The sequence below is a fragment of the Sphingomonas ginkgonis genome (assembly GCF_003970925.1).
In the GTDB taxonomy this organism is placed as follows: domain Bacteria; phylum Pseudomonadota; class Alphaproteobacteria; order Sphingomonadales; family Sphingomonadaceae; genus Sphingomicrobium; species Sphingomicrobium ginkgonis.
In genome coordinates this window covers 499,518-516,322 of sequence record NZ_RWJF01000001.1, presented here as the reverse complement: position 1 = coordinate 516,322, position 16,805 = coordinate 499,518, and the positions used below count along the sequence as shown (strand labels likewise).

General features: G+C 70.2%; 21 protein-coding genes and 1 riboswitch. Of the genes, 6 read left to right on the top strand and 15 right to left on the bottom strand.

Features of this window, described 5'->3' with window-relative positions; all coding sequences use genetic code 11:
- The first annotated feature begins 80 nt into the window (after positions 1–80).
- Positions 81–572: an EF-hand domain-containing protein gene (locus tag HMF7854_RS02565; protein ID WP_126717669.1), complete on the top strand. Its 492-nt coding sequence runs from the start codon at positions 81–83 to the stop codon at positions 570–572.
- A 109-nt stretch (positions 573–681) separates the two neighbouring features.
- Positions 682–819: riboswitch (TPP riboswitch) on the top strand.
- A 24-nt stretch (positions 820–843) separates the two neighbouring features.
- On the top strand, positions 844–2,775 hold the full coding sequence (gene thiC, locus HMF7854_RS02560) for a phosphomethylpyrimidine synthase ThiC (RefSeq protein ID WP_126717668.1): 1,932 nt from the start codon (positions 844–846) through the stop codon (positions 2,773–2,775).
- Positions 2,776–2,910: 135 nt separating this feature from the next.
- On the opposite strand, the gene HMF7854_RS02555 is transcribed toward thiC, so the two are convergent.
- The 4 genes from HMF7854_RS02555 to HMF7854_RS15665 all read right to left on the bottom strand — a co-directional run bounded on the left by HMF7854_RS02555 (position 2,911) and on the right by HMF7854_RS15665 (position 4,214).
- Positions 2,911–3,162 (bottom strand): DUF3253 domain-containing protein, encoded by a 252-nt coding sequence (locus tag HMF7854_RS02555; RefSeq protein WP_338056326.1) that lies wholly within the window; start codon positions 3,160–3,162, stop codon positions 2,911–2,913.
- A complete protein-coding gene (locus HMF7854_RS02550; protein WP_126717667.1) occupies positions 3,159–3,440 on the bottom strand; it encodes a DUF427 domain-containing protein in 282 nt (93 codons plus the stop codon). Before HMF7854_RS02550 ends, HMF7854_RS02555 begins: the two co-directional genes overlap by 4 nt.
- Before the next feature lie 89 nt (positions 3,441–3,529).
- Positions 3,530–3,865, bottom strand: coding sequence for an Mpo1-like protein (locus HMF7854_RS02545; RefSeq protein ID WP_126717666.1), 336 nt, complete (start codon positions 3,863–3,865; stop codon positions 3,530–3,532).
- A gap of 52 nt (positions 3,866–3,917) precedes the next feature.
- The gene (locus tag HMF7854_RS15665) at positions 3,918–4,214 is read right to left on the bottom strand and encodes a hypothetical protein (RefSeq protein ID WP_185829133.1); all 297 of its coding nucleotides are present in this window, start codon (positions 4,212–4,214) and stop codon (positions 3,918–3,920) included.
- 199 nt (positions 4,215–4,413) lie between these two features.
- On the opposite strand from HMF7854_RS15665, the gene HMF7854_RS15660 reads away from it, so the two are divergent.
- On the top strand, positions 4,414–4,854 hold the full coding sequence (locus HMF7854_RS15660; protein WP_185829132.1) for a DUF3833 family protein: 441 nt from the start codon (positions 4,414–4,416) through the stop codon (positions 4,852–4,854).
- Between the two features lie 76 nt (positions 4,855–4,930).
- Here the strand turns inward: HMF7854_RS15660 and HMF7854_RS15655 are convergent, their stop codons facing one another.
- Positions 4,931–5,977: a hypothetical protein gene (locus HMF7854_RS15655; RefSeq protein WP_185829131.1), complete on the bottom strand. Its 1,047-nt coding sequence runs from the start codon at positions 5,975–5,977 to the stop codon at positions 4,931–4,933.
- 278 nt (positions 5,978–6,255) lie between these two features.
- Here HMF7854_RS15655 and HMF7854_RS02530 point away from each other — a divergent pair, with 278 nt between their 5' ends.
- Positions 6,256–7,632: an NAD-dependent succinate-semialdehyde dehydrogenase gene (locus tag HMF7854_RS02530; protein WP_126717664.1), complete on the top strand. Its 1,377-nt coding sequence runs from the start codon at positions 6,256–6,258 to the stop codon at positions 7,630–7,632.
- A gap of 14 nt (positions 7,633–7,646) precedes the next feature.
- Positions 7,647–8,282, top strand: coding sequence for a YbhB/YbcL family Raf kinase inhibitor-like protein (locus HMF7854_RS02525; RefSeq protein WP_126717663.1), 636 nt, complete (start codon positions 7,647–7,649; stop codon positions 8,280–8,282).
- Positions 8,283–8,294: 12 nt separating this feature from the next.
- Here the strand turns inward: HMF7854_RS02525 and HMF7854_RS15650 are convergent, their stop codons facing one another.
- From HMF7854_RS15650 to HMF7854_RS02490, 8 genes are all read right to left on the bottom strand, one after another.
- A complete protein-coding gene (locus tag HMF7854_RS15650) occupies positions 8,295–8,450 on the bottom strand; it encodes a hypothetical protein (RefSeq protein WP_185829130.1) in 156 nt (51 codons plus the stop codon).
- A 54-nt stretch (positions 8,451–8,504) separates the two neighbouring features.
- Positions 8,505–9,029, bottom strand: a complete 525-nt coding sequence (locus HMF7854_RS02520; protein ID WP_126717662.1) for a peroxiredoxin — start codon at positions 9,027–9,029, stop codon at positions 8,505–8,507.
- A gap of 76 nt (positions 9,030–9,105) precedes the next feature.
- On the bottom strand, positions 9,106–9,777 hold the full coding sequence (locus tag HMF7854_RS02515; RefSeq protein ID WP_185829129.1) for a transglutaminase-like cysteine peptidase: 672 nt from the start codon (positions 9,775–9,777) through the stop codon (positions 9,106–9,108).
- A 237-nt stretch (positions 9,778–10,014) separates the two neighbouring features.
- Entirely contained in the window at positions 10,015–10,320 is a 306-nt protein-coding gene (locus tag HMF7854_RS02510) for a hypothetical protein (RefSeq protein WP_239016805.1), read from the bottom strand.
- Positions 10,321–10,433: 113 nt separating this feature from the next.
- Positions 10,434–10,859: a DUF1810 domain-containing protein gene (locus tag HMF7854_RS02505; RefSeq protein ID WP_126717660.1), complete on the bottom strand. Its 426-nt coding sequence runs from the start codon at positions 10,857–10,859 to the stop codon at positions 10,434–10,436.
- Positions 10,856–11,038 carry a PspC domain-containing protein gene (locus HMF7854_RS02500; RefSeq protein ID WP_126717659.1) on the bottom strand — a complete coding sequence of 61 codons (183 nt, stop codon included), beginning with the start codon at positions 11,036–11,038 and terminating at the stop codon, positions 10,856–10,858. Before HMF7854_RS02500 ends, HMF7854_RS02505 begins: the two co-directional genes overlap by 4 nt.
- A 312-nt stretch (positions 11,039–11,350) precedes the next feature.
- A complete protein-coding gene (locus tag HMF7854_RS02495) occupies positions 11,351–12,214 on the bottom strand; it encodes an SDR family oxidoreductase (RefSeq protein WP_126717658.1) in 864 nt (287 codons plus the stop codon).
- 11 nt (positions 12,215–12,225) lie between these two features.
- Entirely contained in the window at positions 12,226–12,483 is a 258-nt protein-coding gene (locus tag HMF7854_RS02490) for a hypothetical protein (protein ID WP_126717657.1), read from the bottom strand.
- A gap of 109 nt (positions 12,484–12,592) precedes the next feature.
- On the opposite strand from HMF7854_RS02490, the gene HMF7854_RS02485 reads away from it, so the two are divergent.
- Positions 12,593–14,404, top strand: coding sequence for an ABCB family ABC transporter ATP-binding protein/permease (locus HMF7854_RS02485; RefSeq protein WP_126717656.1), 1,812 nt, complete (start codon positions 12,593–12,595; stop codon positions 14,402–14,404).
- A 4-nt stretch (positions 14,405–14,408) separates the two neighbouring features.
- On the opposite strand, the gene HMF7854_RS02480 is transcribed toward HMF7854_RS02485, so the two are convergent.
- Positions 14,409–15,191 carry a glycoside hydrolase family 75 protein gene (locus HMF7854_RS02480; protein WP_126717655.1) on the bottom strand — a complete coding sequence of 261 codons (783 nt, stop codon included), beginning with the start codon at positions 15,189–15,191 and terminating at the stop codon, positions 14,409–14,411.
- 151 nt (positions 15,192–15,342) lie between these two features.
- Complete coding sequence (locus HMF7854_RS02475; RefSeq protein ID WP_126717654.1) at positions 15,343–16,791, bottom strand: helicase HerA domain-containing protein; 1,449 nt, start codon at positions 16,789–16,791, stop codon at positions 15,343–15,345.
- Between the last annotated feature and the right edge of the window lie 14 nt (positions 16,792–16,805).

Below are 16,805 nucleotides of genomic sequence, written 5' to 3'. Positions count from 1 at the left end.
CGGACCGTCGTTCATGTTCGTGTCAGTCGGGATTGTTCAGCAATCCCGCCGCACCCAGTCGTGCGAGGAGATTTACCGACGTGACCCTGACCCTTCCCCTGCTGTTCGCCCTCCAGGCCGCCGCCGCGCAGGGTGCGCAGCCGGCACAGCAGCCGATCACCCGCGCCGCCTACACGAGCCGGCTGGACGAGAATTTCGCCGAGTTCGACACCAACAAGGACGGGCAGATCACCGCTGCCGAGATCACCGCCGGGCAGACCCGCCAGGCCGCGCAGCTGCGCACCGCGCTCGAGCAGCGCCGGACCGAGGTGTTCAACCAGTTCGACACCAACAAGGACGGGCAGATCAGCCGCGCCGAGTTCAACGCCGGCAACCCGATCAACCTGCCCCCGGTGCCGCCGGCGACGACCGCCATCTCGCAGCTCGACACCAACAAGGACGGCAAGATCAGCCGCGAGGAGTTCCGCGCTCCCCAGCTCCGGCAGTTCGACGCCGCCGACACCAACAAGGACGGCGTGATCTCGCCGGCCGAGGCGCAGGCCGCGGCGCAGGCGGAGCAGGGCGGCCGCTAGGCGGTTCCCGACTGGCCCGATGTTCTCGAGGGGAGCGGCACCGCCGCTCCCCTTTTTCGTGCGCGCCGCCGGTTCCGGCCTTTCGCCGCCCCGCGCAAGCGCCTAAGGCGAAGCTTCCCCGGGGAGCTCGCCCCCGCCGCGCAGGACCACGGCGGGAAACAATGAGCTGAGAGGGACGGCTGGCCCCGTCCGACCCGCTGAACCTGATCCCGTTCACGCGGGCGTAGGGAGGGAGCGGTGGCCCGCTTTCTCCCCTGTGAGGAGAGACGAAATGGCCGACATCCCCGCCCGCACCGAGCTCAAGGTGACCACCGGCCCGATCCGCGGCAGCCGCAAGGTCCATCTCGGTCCCCGGCGAGTCGCGATGCGGCAGGTCGATCTCGAGCCGTCTTGCGGGGAGCCGCCGGTCACCCTCTACGACACCAGCGGCCCCTACACCGATCCCGAGGCCCGCATCGACATCATGGCCGGCCTCCCGGAGCTCCGCGCCCGCTGGATCCGCGAGCGTGGCGACGTCGAGGACGTCACCCAGCGCGAGGTCCGCCCCGAGGACAATGGCCAGCTCGGCCCCGACCGCTCGGGCGGGGTCCAGCCCTTCCCCAACGTCCGCAAGCGCGTCCTTCGCGCCCGGCCCGGCCATAATGTCACCCAGATGCACTATGCCCGCCGCGGCATCATCACGCCCGAGATGGAATATGTCGCGCACCGGGAGAATCTCGGCCGCGAAGCCGCGCTCGGCACCCGTCGCGACGGCGAGAGCTTCGGCGCCGCCATCCCCGATTTCGTGACGCCGGAGTTCGTCCGCGACGAGATCGCCCGCGGCCGCGCGATCATCCCCAACAACATCAACCATCCCGAATCCGAGCCGATGGCGATCGGCCGCAACTTCCTCATCAAGATCAACGCCAATATCGGCAACAGCGCGGTCGCCAGCGACGTCGCGTCCGAGGTCGACAAGATGGTGTGGGCGATCCGCTGGGGCGCCGACACGGTGATGGACCTCTCCACCGGCCGCAACATCCACGACACCCGCGAGTGGATCCTCCGCAACTCGCCTGTGCCGATCGGCACCGTTCCCATCTACCAGGCGCTGGAAAAGGTCGGCGGCATCGCCGAGGACTTGTCGTGGGACATCTTCCGCGACACGCTGATCGAGCAGGCCGAGCAGGGCGTCGACTATTTCACCATCCACGCCGGGGTCCGCCTCCCCTACGTCCCGCTCACCGCTAGGCGAGTCACCGGGATCGTCAGCCGCGGCGGCTCGATCATGGCCAAGTGGTGCCTCGCCCATCACCGCGAGAGCTTCCTCTACGAGCGGTTCGACGAGATCTGCGAGATCATGAAGGCCTACGACATCGCCTTCAGCCTCGGCGACGGCCTCCGTCCCGGTTCGATCGCCGACGCCAACGACGAGGCGCAGTTCGCCGAGCTCTACACGCTGGGCGAACTGACCAAGAAGGCGTGGGAGCACGACTGTCAGGTGATGATCGAGGGCCCCGGCCATGTGCCGATGCACAAGATCAAGGAGAATATGGACAAGCAGCTGGAGAGCTGCGGCGAGGCGCCCTTCTACACTTTGGGGCCGCTCACCACCGACATCGCGCCAGGCTACGACCATATCACCAGCGGGATCGGCGCGGCGATGATCGGCTGGTTCGGCACCGCGATGCTCTGCTACGTCACCCCCAAGGAGCATCTCGGGCTACCCGACCGCGACGACGTCAAGGTCGGCGTCGTCACCTACAAGCTCGCCGCCCATGCCGGGGACCTCGCCAAGGGCCACCCGGCCGCCAAGCTGCGCGACGACGCGCTGAGCCGCGCCCGCTTCGAGTTCCGCTGGCGCGACCAGTTCAACCTGTCGCTCGACCCCGACACCGCCGAGCAGTACCACGACCAGACCCTGCCGGCGGAGGGCGCCAAGACCGCCCACTTCTGCTCGATGTGCGGCCCCAAGTTCTGCTCGATGAAGATCACCCAGGAAGTCCGCGACTTCGCCGCCAAGCAGCAGGACGGCCTCCTCAACTCCTCCCCTGAACTTGCTTCAGGGGAGGTGGACCGCTCGGCGCCGCCGAGTGGTGAAGGGGCCGACACCCCCGCCCCCACGCCGGAAGACGCCGACGCCGGCATGGCCGAGATGAGCCAGCGCTACCGCGACGGCGGCAACGAACTCTACATCGGCGCGGGCGGCCGGGAGCACGACTGAGCATCTCCGACCGCGTTCGGCGCCCGGTTCGCGGGTCCGGCGCCGCTGAGAGGGAAGCCGCGAACAACACCGAGCCCTCGCGGCCCGGGTGAATTGAGCCGGGTGTAGCCCATGGCATGACGGCATGGCTGTCGCTCATCGCCCTTGCCGACCGATGCGGTACGGACCGTTTCGCGTTGCCATCGCTGTGCCCTTCCAGCTCAGCCGCACCCGGGCGTCTGCGACCAGCCGGTCGACCGCGTCATGCACCTCGGCCATGTGCGGTCGCCAGTCCGCCTCGCCACGCGCGGTGGCAAGCGCCCGCGCGGCTTCGCTGGGACAGATGGTGGCGTCCGCCGCCCGATCGGCGAGCAGGGCCATCACCGCCCTGACCGCGGCGTCACTCACCGCACCTCCACCCCCTTCCAGAACGCCACCCGGCCCTCGATCTGCTTCGCCGCGTCCTTCGGTTCGGGGTAGTACCAGACGGCGTCCTTGTTCTCGGCGCCGCCCGCGGCCAGCGTGTAGTAATAGGCCGTCCCCTTCCACGGGCAGACGCTCGTGGTCGCGCTGTCGGTGAGGACTCCGGGGGTCACCGCCTCGATCGGGAAATAGGCATTCCCCTCGACGGTCACGATATCATCGCTCTTGGCGATCAGCGTGTCGTTCCACCATGCCTCGGCCATGCGCCACCTCCTTCGCTCCAGTGCCGCTGTTGGCAACCGGCCCGGCGGGGCATCGTTCCCGGTCAGCGGCAGGGCGGCGAGGCGGAACGCTAGCGGCGCGTCACCCCCGCGCGCTCCAGCTCGGGCCCGAGCCGGCGCGTCAGCCACAGTCCCCACATCCGGAAATCCGCGGCGAGCGACCAGAGCGGGTGGGTGAAGGTCGCCGGGCGGTTCTTCTCGACCAGGAAGTGCGCCGCCCAGGCGAAGCCGTAGCCCGCGACCGGCAGCGCGATCAGCAGCCCCGTGCGTCCCGTCGCCAGCGCCGCGAGGGTGATCGCCACCACCAGGCTGGTCCCGGCATAATGGAGCGCCCGGGTCCGCGGCGAGGCATGCTCGCGCAGGTAGAAGGGCCAGAAGTCGGCGAAGCTGCGGATGCGTCCGGTCATCCCGCCAGGCTGCCCCCGCCGGCGGGCGCTGGCAAGCGGCTTGGCGGCGCCGCTATCCCCGCATCCGCCGGTAGAGCGCCTTCCACGCCCGCTCGCCTTGGGGAAACAGGTCCGGCTCCGGCTTCTCCGGCGTCGCGCCGAGCCGACCCGGGCGGGCGCCGCAACGCGCGCAGCGGAGCCGGGTCCCGAGCTGCCCGAGCTGCGTGCTCCACTGCCGCACCAGACAGAAGCGGTTGAAGCGGGCCGCGTCGATGACGCTGACCTTGTCGCAGGTATGGCATTCGACCCTCAGGTTCGCCTTGCGGCGGACGAGGTCGGACAGGCTGTCGAGCCGAGTGTTGGCGCCCATCCGCAATGAAGAACAGAACAGGAACGATTCGACAAGCCGGGACGATCGGCTGTGGCTCGCCCGCATCACTCCGGGGCGCGTGGGCGCGGGGCGAGTGCATTTCCCGCAACAAAGCCCACATCCCCTCGTTAAAGACCGGCATATGCCCGTCTTGCGTCACGCCTTTCTTGCTGTCCCGCTCGCGCTTTTCGCGGCCCCGTTGTCGTCCGCCACCGTCCAGCCGCAGCTCGATCCGCTACGCTTCTTCGAGGGCCGGACCGAGACCCAGGGCATGGTCAAGGTCATGTTCCACAAACCGTATCGCACGCACAGCATCGGCGTGGGGCGGATCGAGCCCGACGGAAGCCTGACCCTCATTCAGCGGGTCGAGGACGAGGGCAAGCCGGTGCAGGAGCGCCGCTGGCGGGTCCGCCAGATCGGCGTGGACCGCTACAGCGCGGCGATGTCGGAGGCGGTCGGGCCGGTGGACATCGACAAGGTCGGCGACCGCTACCGGTTCCGCTTCACGATGCAGGGCAATCTCAGCGCCGAGCAGCTGATGACCCCGCTGCCGGGCGGGCGGTCCGCCACCAACACGGTCAAGGTCAAGCGCTTCGGTTTGACCGTCGCCACTTCCGACGGGGTCGTGCGCAAGCTCTAGCGCGGCCGGCTTCGCTTCTCTCCACAGATGGTCAGGGGCGGGACCCACCGGATCCCGCCCCACCCCCGACAAGCCCCTAGTGCTGGGTCGACGGCTTCATCTGCCAGCCCTGGTAGCTGCCGAAGCCGCCGGCCAGCATCGAAGACTGCGGTGCTCGCGCCGCCGGGGTGGACGCCGGTCGGCCGAGCGGAACGGCGGGCCGATCAGCCGGGGCCGTCGGGGCCTGCGCGACCTCGCGCGAACGGTCGAGTTCGCCATTGTCCCGCGCCCGCTTGTCCATCGCCGCGGCCTTGCGCAGCCGGTTCTTGAGCGACAGCGAGGGATTGTCCGGCGTCGGCCCACGATAAGCCCGCTGCACGTGCGGCCCGAAGCGCGACAGGTCGAAACCCTCGGGCAGGCTGTCATGATCGGCACCGGCGCTCTCGGGCAGGGCTTGTGCTGCCGCAGCTTCGGCAGGCTGGCGCGACCAGGCCATTGCCGGACGCTCCTCGATCTGCGGCTCGGACCGGGCGAGCCGCGGCTCGGCGACCGGCTCCTGCCACACCGGCTCCGCCGCGACCGGCTCCTCGTCGGCATAGGCGAGATCCTCGGCGCGGCGGCGGCGGCGACGCAGGGCCAGCGCCCCGCCGCCGATCAGCAGCGCGGCGAGCAGCCCGGCCCCGGCGACCTCGGCCGCCGTTCCCGCATCCGTGCCGCCGCTGGTCGACTGAGCGGGCGGAGCGGCGGGCGTCTCGGACACCGCGGCCGGCTCGGGCGCGGGCGGCGCGGCGGCCAGCGGCGGTTGCGCGGGCGCACTCGCCTCGGCGGGCGCCGACGGCGCGGCCGTGCCGGTCTCGGCCGCGGTCCGCGCCGAGCGGCTCGCAGGCGCCGGAGCCGTCGCCGCCGTGCGGGTCACGGTCCGCGTGGTCCGGGTCGCACGGGTGCTGCGGTGAGTCGTCGCGGCGGGAGCGGCCTCGCTGGTCGTCGCGGCGGTGGAGCTGTCCGCCGGCTCGGCCGGGCTGCTGTCCGCCGCCGGCGCGAGCGGATCGCTGGCGGCCGGAGTCGAGGATCCGCTGGTCGGCGGCGGCGGCGACAGGCGAACGGGCGCGGCCTCGCTGGCAGGGGGTGCCGGACTGGGATCCACGGCCTGCGCGGCCACGGGGGTGGAAGAGAGGGCCAAGACCGCGGCGATCGCGGTCAGCCCGGGGTTCAGGCGGGGATGACGGTGCATCATGACGTCACTTACGCGCGGGGGCGCAGGCCGGTTCGCCAGTTAAGGATGGGCCGAGCCGTTACCCGGACGGACTGCACTCCCCGGCCAAAAACAACGACTTAGCTCAATCGCAGTTTAACGATCGCTCATGCGGAACGGTCCCGGCGGCCCTCGCGTTCGCCCCATGCCCCGTGCTTCCCGGAGACATCATGTTCCGCTCGACCAACCCCGCGACCGGGGCCGAAATCGCCACCTATCCCGAACTGACCGCCGCCGAGGTCGAGACGAAGGTCGCCCGCGCGGCTGCCTGCTACCGGCAATGGCGGAACAGCGCCGTCGAGGAGCGGACCGCCCTGCTCGAGCGGATCGCCGAACGGTTCGACTCCGATCGCGAGCGGCTGGCGCGGATGGCGACGGACGAGATGGGAAAGACGCTCGCCGGCGCCCGTGCCGAGGTCGAGAAGTGCGCGGCGGGGTTCCGCCACGCGGCGCAGGAAGGCGCGAAGTGGATCGCGCCGCAGCCGCTTCCCGGCGGGTCGGGCGAGCTTCACTATCGCCCCTTGGGTCCGATCCTGGCCGTGATGCCCTGGAACTTCCCCTACTGGCAGGCGGTCCGCTTCCTGTCAGTGACGATCCTCGCCGGCAACGTCGGCCTGCTCAAGCACGCTAGCATCGTCCAGGGCTGCGCCGGGCTGCTGGAGGAAGCGGTCACCGCCGCCGGCGCCCCCGCCGGCCTGTTCCAGAACCTCGCCATCCGCAGCGGCTCGGTCGCCGGGCTGATCGCCGACGACCGGATCGCGGCGGTGACCCTGACAGGCAGCGAGGCGGCTGGGCGGTCGGTTGCGATCGAGGCCGGCAAGGCGCTCAAGAAGGTCGTGCTCGAGCTGGGCGGGTCCGACCCGTTCATCGTCATGCCCTCGGCCCACCTCGACAAGGCGGTGGCGACCGCCGTCACGGCGCGGGTGCAGAACGCGGGCCAGAGCTGCGTCTGCGGCAAGCGGATGATCGTCCACGCCGATATCTACGATGACTTCGCCGAGCGCTTCACCAAGGCAATGCTCGAGCTGCCGATCGGCGACCCCACCGAGGATTCGATCGTCATGGGTCCGCTGTCGAGCGAGGAGCAGCGCAACACGGTGCTCGACCAGCTCGACGAGGCGAAGTCGTCCGGCGCGACTTTGACCGGCGGAACCAGGCTGGACCGGCCGGGAGCCTGGATGAGCGCGGGGGTGCTGACCGACGTGCCGGTCGACAGCCACCTCATGCAGGAGGAGATCTTCGGGCCGGTCGCCATGCTGTTCCGGGCGCACGACATCGACGAGGCGATCGAGATCGCCAACGCCACACCCTATGGCCTGGGCGGCGCCGTCTTCACCAATGATGCCGGCGAGCAGGCGCGCTTCGTCGCCGACGTCGAGAGCGGAATGCTGGCGGTCAATCAGCTGTTCTCCTCGATCCCCGAGGCGCCGTTCGGCGGAATCAAGCACAGCGGCCACGGCCGCGAGCTCGGCCCGTGGGGCGCGCGCGAGTTCATGAACGTCAAGACGGTGCTGCGGGCGAGCCAGAGCGCGCCCGGCACCGACTAGAAGGAGACCATCTGATGCTCGAACATCTGCCGCATTGGCTCGGCTCGGCCCTGTCCGGGCTTCGCGCCGGCGCCGACAAGCTGACGATCGCCCGGCTGGTCCCGTCGGACGCGGCGACCCTGTCGCTGAGCAGCACCGCCTTCGCGGACGGCGGGCGGATCCCCGACCGCTTCACCGCCGACGGCGAGGGCGTGTCGCCGCCGCTCAGCTGGGGCCCGCCGCCCGCCGGAACGGAGACGCTGCTGCTGATCGTCGAGGACCCGGACGCACCCGCCGCCCGGCCGCTGGTGCATGCGATCGTCGCCGGGCTGCCGCCCGAGGCAGGCGGGATCGCCGAGGGCGGGATCGCCCCCGACGGCGACGGCGACGCGGGCGGCGACACCGGTCGCAACAGCTTCCGGCGCGAAGGCTGGCTGCCGCCCGATCCGCCCAACGGCCATGGCGCCCACCATTATGTCTTCCAGCTGCTCGCGCTCGGCGCCGGGGCCCCGCTCGAGCCGACGCCCGACCGCGGCGACGTCGTCGACGCGCTGCGCGAGCGCCCGATCCTCGCGGCGGGGCTGCTGACCGGCATCTATTCGCGCGGCGAGCCGGCCGACATCGGTCCGCTCGGCGCCGCCGACGACGTGCCGGGCGGCGCGCTGGCCTGATCCGTCAGCGGGTCAGCGGGTCACCGCGCCGACGATCCACACCGCCGACATCGCGAGGACGATGAGGACGAAGCTGATCGCCAGCACCCAGCGGACGACATTTTCCTCACTGCCGCCGCGCACCTGCTCGGGCGAGTAGTGGCGGTCCGTCTCCTTGGCCCTGTCCATGACGAGGCTCCTTCTCGGGTGAGGGGAGCACCATACGCCGGTTCGGGCCGCGGATCAGCCCTTCTTCTGGAGCGCCTTCACCGCCGCGAGGGCGCGGCTGACATGCTCTTTCCAGTCGAGCGCGGAATATGACATCGCCACCCGCCCGTCGGGCGCGATCACATAGGTGGTGCGGTTGGTCATGCTGACGACCGGCAGCTTGACGTCATAATCGCGGATGGTCGCCGAGCTCGCGGTCGCCACCGGGAACTTGCCGCGGCAATGCTCGACCGAGAAGCGCTTGAGCGTCTCGGCGTCGTCGGCGCTCATGCCCAGCACCGTCGCGCCGGCCTTGCGGAAGTCGTCGCTCGCTTCCGAAAAGGCGTGCGCTTCCATGGTGCAGCCGGACGTGAAGGCCTTGGGGTAGAAGTAGAGGACGACCGGTCCCTTGCGGAGCTGGTCGGCGAGGTGGAGGCGGAAGGGTTTGCCGCCGAGCGCCCCCGTGGTCACGAAGTCGGGCGCCTTGGCCCCGACCGGCAGGGCCGCTTCCGCCGCGGTCGCGGTTCCGATCATCGCCAGAGCTACCAGCCAGTTGCGCATTACCCGTCTCCTCCTCGAACCTCCCTTCTCTAGGTGCGAAGAAGCGGGCTGGCCAGCGCCGTAACGGGCGAGCGCGTCAACGCGCGGCGAGCGTCGCGCCGCCGGTGCGGGCGAGCCGGCCGTGCAGCCAGTGACCGGCGCTGCTGAAGCTCAGCTGGGGCACGAACCCGCTCCGCTCGGCGGCCGGCAGCGGACGCTCGGACCGGTCGTCGAGGAGCTGGAAACCCTCGCCGGTGCGGACCAGCAATACCGTGGTCGCTCCCGCCACCTGGTCGTGGCCGATCGTCAGGTAGAGGTTGCGGGGCGACCAGCCCAGCGCCTGCAGCGCCTGCATCTTCAGCACGGCGAGGCAATCGTCGTCGGCATAGCCGGCCTGCAGGGTCTCCGCCGCGGTCGCCCAATATTCGTGCTGGCCCCACACCGTCGCGTCGGACCGCCAGCGCAGCTGCCCCGCTGCCCGCTGCACGAAGGCGAGCTGGGCCGCCGGTTCGAGCCGGCGGGCTGGGGCGACGAAATGCTGCAAGGCGGGCGCGTCGATCCGCCCCGCGAGAACATGGTTCCACAGCTCGGCGTAGCGCTCGGCGCGGACCGGCAGGCCGACCGTCCCGAACACCTCGGGCGCGCGCGCCGCCGGGGTCCCGCGAACGACGAGTGGCGCCTCCTCGGACGGAGACTCAGCCGCGCTCGCCGGTATCGCGTTGCCGGCCAGCGCCAGCAGCGCGGCCGCCTGCCACAGCGATCCTGCCATCTCCCCTCCCCTCGTCCGGGCGGAGAAGGACATGTTCTCAGGGCGCGGAGAAGCCGGGTATTAACGGCAACGTAACGATCATCGCCCAAGCGAACCGTTCACACGCCGAGCCGAGCGAGCGACTTGATCTGCGTCAGCAACCCTCTTTCAGGCAAAGAAAAGGGCGCTCGCGACGATCGCGCGAGCGCCCTTCCGTCGAGATCCGCCGTGCGTGCTGATGGAGCGGCGGACCCTTGGTTACATCTTGTTGGTGGTGGTCGTCGTCGTCGTGTGAGTCGTGCTGGTCGCGCTGTTGCCGTCCATGTCGGCGCCGTTGCGGACCGCATCAGCCTTCATCTCGCCCTGGTTGCGGACGACGTCGGCGGCGTTCTGCGCATTGTCGTTGAGGTTCGAAGCGGCGTTTGACGCATTCGCCTCGATGTTGTCGGCGACGTTCTCGGTGTTCGCCTCGATGTTGTCGGCCTTCTGCTCCTGCGGGCTCTTGTTGCAAGCGGCGAGAGCGATGAGGCCGGCAGCGACAGCGAGCTTGGCGGTGTACTTCATAGTGGAATCCCTTCCCCTCGTTGGTCGGCAGCCCGCGGCGCGCGAATCGCGCCACAACTGTTCCGTGGGCGTATCATCGCACAAGCCCGCGGCTCGGTTCCATGAATTGTTGCTTATTTGAGACGAACGAGGGTGAGCGGATCGCGCTCTCCGGCGAAGAAGCGGTCGAGTGCGCGCCGCAGCGGAGCGCCGCCGTCGGCCGCCTCGAACAAGGTCAGGCTGGAGCGGAGCTTGGTCGCGTCGATGGGCCCGAGCACCCGCTCGATCTCGCGGTCGCGGGGCAGGGCGAGCAGGGCTTCGACGCACTCGTAGAGTCGCGGCCCGAGCAGCGGGTGGCCGAGATAGGCGCGGGCCTCGTCGAGCGAGGCGACCGCATAGGCCTGCGCGGTCGGGCTTCGGCCCAGGCCGGCGAGCTGCGGAAAGATGAACCACATCCAGTGGCTGCGCTTGGCGCCGGCGGCGAGTTCGTCGAGGGCGCGCGGGTAGATTTCGCGCTGCGCCTCGACGAACCGCTCGAGCCGGTGCGGGTCATCCGTCACCGGTCCGACGCCAGCCAGCCGGTCAGGATGTAGAGGAGGATCGTCACCGGGAAGACCAGCGCCGCGACGACCAGGCCGAGGCGGACGAAGAGCGCGTCGACGCCCATCCAGTCGGCGATCCCGGCGCCGACGCCCATGATCTTGGCGTCGCGGCGGTTGAGGAGGAACTTACCGTTCATGTTCTTGGCTTTCTCTGAAGGGTCGGGGCCGGTCAGGCGACGAGCGGCAGCGGGCCGACCGCGGCGCTGACGAACAGCATGGCGGTGATGAAGGCGCCGGCTAGGCTGACGGCGAGCTGACGACCATTGGCGGCGGTGACGAACATTTTGACTTCTCCCTGTCCGTGGCGCCGGACCATCCGGGCCACGACCCTACTTTGCAGGGAACGTGCCAATTGGAAAAAAGCGAGTGTTCTCAGCTTTTCCGAGCGCCAGATGCAAAAAGTGGCGGGAAGACCCGCCACTCCTTAGTGAAAAATCCCAAGCCCTTGCTCAGCTCGACGTGGTGTTGCCCCCGTCGGGGTGGAGCACCTGGGCGGTCATGTAGCTGGAATCCTCGCAGGCCAGGAACAGGAAGGCGGGCGCGACCTCGTTCGGCTGGCCCGGCCGCTTCATCGGCGTGTTCTGCCCGAACTTGGCGACCTTCTCCGGCGGGCTCCCGCCGGCCGGGTTGAGCGGAGTCCAAATGGGGCCGGGCGCCACCGCGTTCACGCGGATCTTCTTCTCGACCAGGTTCAGCGCAAGACTGCGGGTGAAGGCCGTGATCGCGCCCTTGGTCGAGCTGTAGTCGAGCAGCATCGGTGCGCCCGCATACATCGTCTCGGAGGTGCAGTTGACGATCGCCGCCCCCTCCTTGAGGTGCGGCAGCGCGGCCTGGGTCAGGAAGAACATCGAGAAGATGTTGGTCTGGAAGGTCCGCTTGAGCTGCTGCTCGTCGATGTCCTCGAGGTTCTTGTCGGGGTGCTGCTCGCCGGCGTTGTTGACCAGCACGTCGAGCTTGCCGAACGCGTCGATCGTCTGCTGAACCACGCGCTCGCAGAACTGCTTGTCGCCGAGATCCCCGGCGATGGTGATCGCCCGCCGGCCCTCGGCGGTGACGATGTCGCGGGTCTTGTCCGCGTCCTCATGCTCGTTGAGGTAGACGATTACGACATCGGCGCCTTCGCGCGCGAACAGGGAGGCGACCGCCCGGCCGATCCCGCTGTCGGCGCCGGTGACGATCGCCACCTTGTTCTGCAGCCGGCCGGACCCGGCGAAGCGCGGCTCCCACTGCGGCTTGGGGTCGAGCTGGGCCTCGATCCCGGGCTCGCTCCCTTCCTGGATGCGCGGAATGATCGTTTCGGCTTCCTGGCTCATGCTTCCCGTCCTCAGCGGCTGGCGATGACGAGGGGACGCGCCTTGGGTGCCTTGTGTTCCGCCGCCGGGCTCAGCGGCTGGCCGGAGCGACGGCATTCCGCGACGATCGTCGGGAAGTCGAGGTCGGTCGAGTTGGACAGTGCGTCCTGCGTCGCGGCGAGGCAGCTCGCCTGGCTCTCGTACTGGGTGGGGAGCGTGCTGACCTGCTGGCAGGCAGACTGGCCGTCGGAGCAGCCGAGAATGGCAATGACGAAAGCGGCGGGACCCATACTGACCTCCCCGAAGAACTTGCCTTGATAACCGGCAAATTAACGGGCGGTTCCAATCGTTTCGCATCAGGCGATTGCGGGCTTGTCGCGCACTTCCTACCTTGCGGCGATGGCAGCAGCGGCGGGTGAGACGGTCTCGGGGAAGAACGGCGGGTTCAGGGTGCTGTGGCGCTTCCTGCCAATGCTGTGGCCGCGCGGCGCGACCGAGCTCAAGATCCGGGTCGCGGTGGCGTTGGTCCTGGTCCTCGCCGGGCGCGGCGTGCTGTTCGCCATGCCCTTCGCCTACAAGGGCATCATCGACCGGATGAGCGGGCCGCACGCGGCGGTCGGGATCGTGTTCGGGCTGGTCGCCGCCTACACGCTCGCCCGCTTCGGCGGGGTGCTCAGCGACAATCTGCGCAACGCCACCTTCGAGAAGGTCGGGCAGAACGCCGCTCGGCTGCTCAGCGCGCGGGTATTCCGCCACGTCCACTCGCTGTCGCTCCGCTTCCACCTCGAGCGGCGCACCGGCAGCCTGACCAAGATCGTCGAGCGCGGGACCAAGAGCATCGACATGATGCTCTACTTCCTCCTCTTCAACATCGCCCCGACGATCATCGAGCTCGTTGCCACCAGCGTCATCTTCTACGTCAAGTTCGGCTTCGGGCTGGTCGCGGCGACGCTGGTCACGGTCGCCGTCTACATCGTCTTCACCCGCCGCGTGTCGGAATGGCGGAGCAAGCTCCAGCGCGACATGAACGACGTCGACAACAAGGCGATCGGCCGCGCCGTCGACAGCCTGCTCAACTACGAGACGGTGAAATATTTTGGGGCCGAGGAGCGCGAGGCCCGGCGCTACGACGAGGCGATCGGCAGCTTCACCCGCGCCTCGGTCCGCAACGAGGTCAGCCTCGCCTGGCTGAACATCGGGCAGAGCCTCATCACCAACGCGATGATGGCCGGGGCGATGGGGCTGACCGTGTGGGGCTGGAGCCGCGGCCGCTTCACCGCGGGCGACGTGGTGCTGGTCAACAGCCTGCTGCTGCAGCTCTTCCGCCCGCTCGACATGCTCGGCTGGGTCTACCGCTCGATCCGCCAGGGGCTGATCGACATGGAGGCGATGTTCGACCTGCTCGACACGCCGGCCGAGGTGGTCGACGTGCCCGGCGCGCCGACGCTGGCGGTGTCGCGCGGCCATGTCCGCTTCGACGACGTGGTGTTCGGCTACGAGCCCGAGCGGCAGATCCTCAAGGGCGTGACGATCGACGTTCCGGCGGGCACCAGCTGCGCCGTGGTCGGCCCGTCCGGCGCGGGCAAGTCGACCCTCGCACGGCTGCTCTACCGCTTCTACGACCCGCAGTCGGGGCGCATCACCATCGACGGGCAGGACATCGCCGCGGTCCAGCAGAACAGCCTGCGCGCCGCGATCGGGATCGTCCCGCAGGATACGGTGCTGTTCAACGATACGATCGGCTACAACATCGGCTACGGCCGCGAGGGCGCCGGCCAGGCCGAGGTCGAGCGCGCTGCCGAGGGCGCGGCGATCGACGTCTTCATCGCCGCCCTGCCCGACCGCTACGAGGCGATGGTCGGCGAGCGCGGGCTCAAGCTCTCGGGCGGCGAGAAGCAGCGGGTGGCGATCGCCCGCACCCTCCTCAAGAACCCGCCGGTGCTGATCCTCGACGAGGCAACGAGCGCGCTCGACAGCCGGACCGAGGAGGCGATCCAGGACACGCTCGACCGGATCGCGACCAGCCGCACCACCATCACCATCGCGCATCGGCTCTCGACCATCGTCGGCGCGGACCAGATCGTGGTGCTCGACGGCGGCCGGGTCGCCGAACGCGGCACCCACGCCGAGCTGCTCCGGCGCGGCGGCCTCTATGCCGAGCTGTGGGTGCGACAGGCGGCCGAGCGCGAGCTGGAGCAGGCCGCGGAATAGGCGTTCAGCCCTTGCGGGCGAGCTGCGACCAGAGCCGCAGCCCCTCCCGGCGGGTCACCGCGGCGATCGAGCCGGGCGTCAGGTCGGACCTCGCGCTCCCAGGGAACAGGATCGTGGTGACGTCGGCGTCGATCCCGTCGCCCTCGTTGTCGACGCGGCTGCAGACGCCTTTCGAATCCTTGGTCACGCACTGCTCGTTGCCGAGCGCGCGGTGGAGCGCCAGCGAGCCCTCGCCCAGCTTGGCGGCCGGCCCGGTGTCGGCGACGATCACCGGCACGGTCCGGCCGCGGGCAATTACCACGCCGAAGTCGCCGACATGGACTCCGGTCAGCCGTGAGAACTGGCCGTCCGCCTCGCCCGGCCCGAAATCGGGGATGACCGCATAGGGCACCGCGTCGGCATCGACCGGCACCTCGCGCCCGGCGGGGTCGCGCAGCATCAGCGTCGTCCCGCACTGGTCCATCCGCCCATGGTTGGGGCCGCAGGCGAAGGCCGAGCCGTCGAGGTCGACCGCCAACTTGGAGACATAGCCGACCGCGCCGCCCGGCAGCCGCCGCAGAGCGGTCACCCGGTTGGGATCGCCCCGGCAGCCGCGGGTGTAGCGGGACTCGGCGCCGAGGAAGGTGCCGCCCTGGTCGCACAGGTCGAACTGGTGGCGGTAATCCTCGCTGACCGGCTCGCCCGCCGGCAAGGCCACCCCGCGCGGCCACGGTCGTTCCGGCGCCTGGAATGCCGCAGGGGTCGCGCCAGCAAGCACGATCGCGAGCAGGGCCGCAAGCCTCGTCATGTCACCCATCCAGTTGCCGATGAAAACCGGTCAACGCCACACCGGCGGATCGGCCTCGCGTCCGGCCAAATTCCGCCGGTCGAGGTCAGCTTCCCGTCAGGGTTGGCTGCGGCCGGCAAAGCGCTCCCCGACCCTTCATCAGGAAGACTGCCTACGCCGCCGCCGTGCTCCACCCCAGGCGCGGAATGGCGATGCTGCGCTTGCCGGCGAGGTCGACGCGGCTGACGATCAGCTCGCGGCTTTCGATATACTGCAACAGGCGACGGGCGCGGCCGAGGCTGGCAGTGCCGTAGCTCTGGGCGATCGCCTCGTCGCTCGGGGTCGGGGCGCCTTCGCGCGCGGCCTTCGCCAGCAGCAGGAAGGGGCCGAGCATGTCGTCGGGAAGGAGGCGCGCGGTCTCGAGCGCGCCGTCCCAGTCCGCGTCGTCGACCGAATAGAGGCCGGCGCGGGCCATCGACAGGCGGCGGGTGAAGCCGGGCAGGTCGAGCGGCGGCTGGCCGAGCCCGCCCATCCGGCAGCGGATGGTGAAGTCCTGGTAGAGGACGGACGCCGAGCGGCCCGCGCTGTCGGCGTCGGCGACGATGGCGCGCAGAACCTCGGCGACGATCGCCGCGCTTTCCTCGTCCGAGCGCGCCGGCATGGCCGAGGCAGGCGCGGCGGCGCGTGACGCCATGGCGGCGAGCAGCTGCTCCGAGGGCAGCGGCGCCGGCGGCGCGCGGACCGGCTCGGGCGCGGGGGGTGGCTCGTCGCCGCCGGCGAACAGCAGCCCCTGGAGGTCCTCGGCCGGCGCGCTGGGAAGCGGCAGCAGCTTGGGGCTGACCGACCGCGCGAGCGTCTCGACCGGGCCGATCGCGACTTCGAGCGGGCGGCGCGAGATGGCCGGCCCAAGCGCGAGGAAGGTGCCGCGCGGCAGGTCGCGGATCGCCTCGGCCTGGCGCCGCTCCATGCCGAGCAGGTCGGCGGCGCGGGCCATGTCGATGTCGAGGAAGGTCCGCCCCATGAGGAAGTTGGACGCCTCCGCCGCGACATTCTTGGCGAGCTTGGCAAGCCGCTGGGTGGCGACGATCCCGGCCAGCCCGCGCTTGCGGCCGCGGCACATGAGGTTGGTCATGGCGCCGAGCGAGGCGCGGCGGACGTCCTCGGCCACCTCGCCGCCGCCCGACGGCGCAAACAGCTGCGCCTCGTCGACCACCACCAGCGCCGGGTACCAATGGTCGCGCGGGGCGTCGAACAGCGCGGCCAGGAATGCCGCGGCGCAGCGCATCTGCCCTTCGGCCTCCAGCCCCTCGAGGCTGAGGACCAGGCTGGCGCGATGCTCGCGGACCCGCGCGGCGAGCCGCTGGATCTCGCCGACGCCATGGTCCGCCGCCTCGACGGCGACATGGCCGTAGCGGTCGGCCAGCGTGACGAAGTCGCCCTCCGGATCGATCACGATCTGCTGCACCTGCCCGGCGCTCTTCTCGAGCAGCCGGCGCAGCAGGTGCGACTTGCCGGACCCCGAATTGCCCTGCACCAGCAGGCGGGTCGCCAGCAGTTCCTCAAGGTCGATCGAGACGGCCTGCCCCCCTGGACCCGCTCCCATGTCCACGCGTACGGTCATCGGGCTCGGTTTGG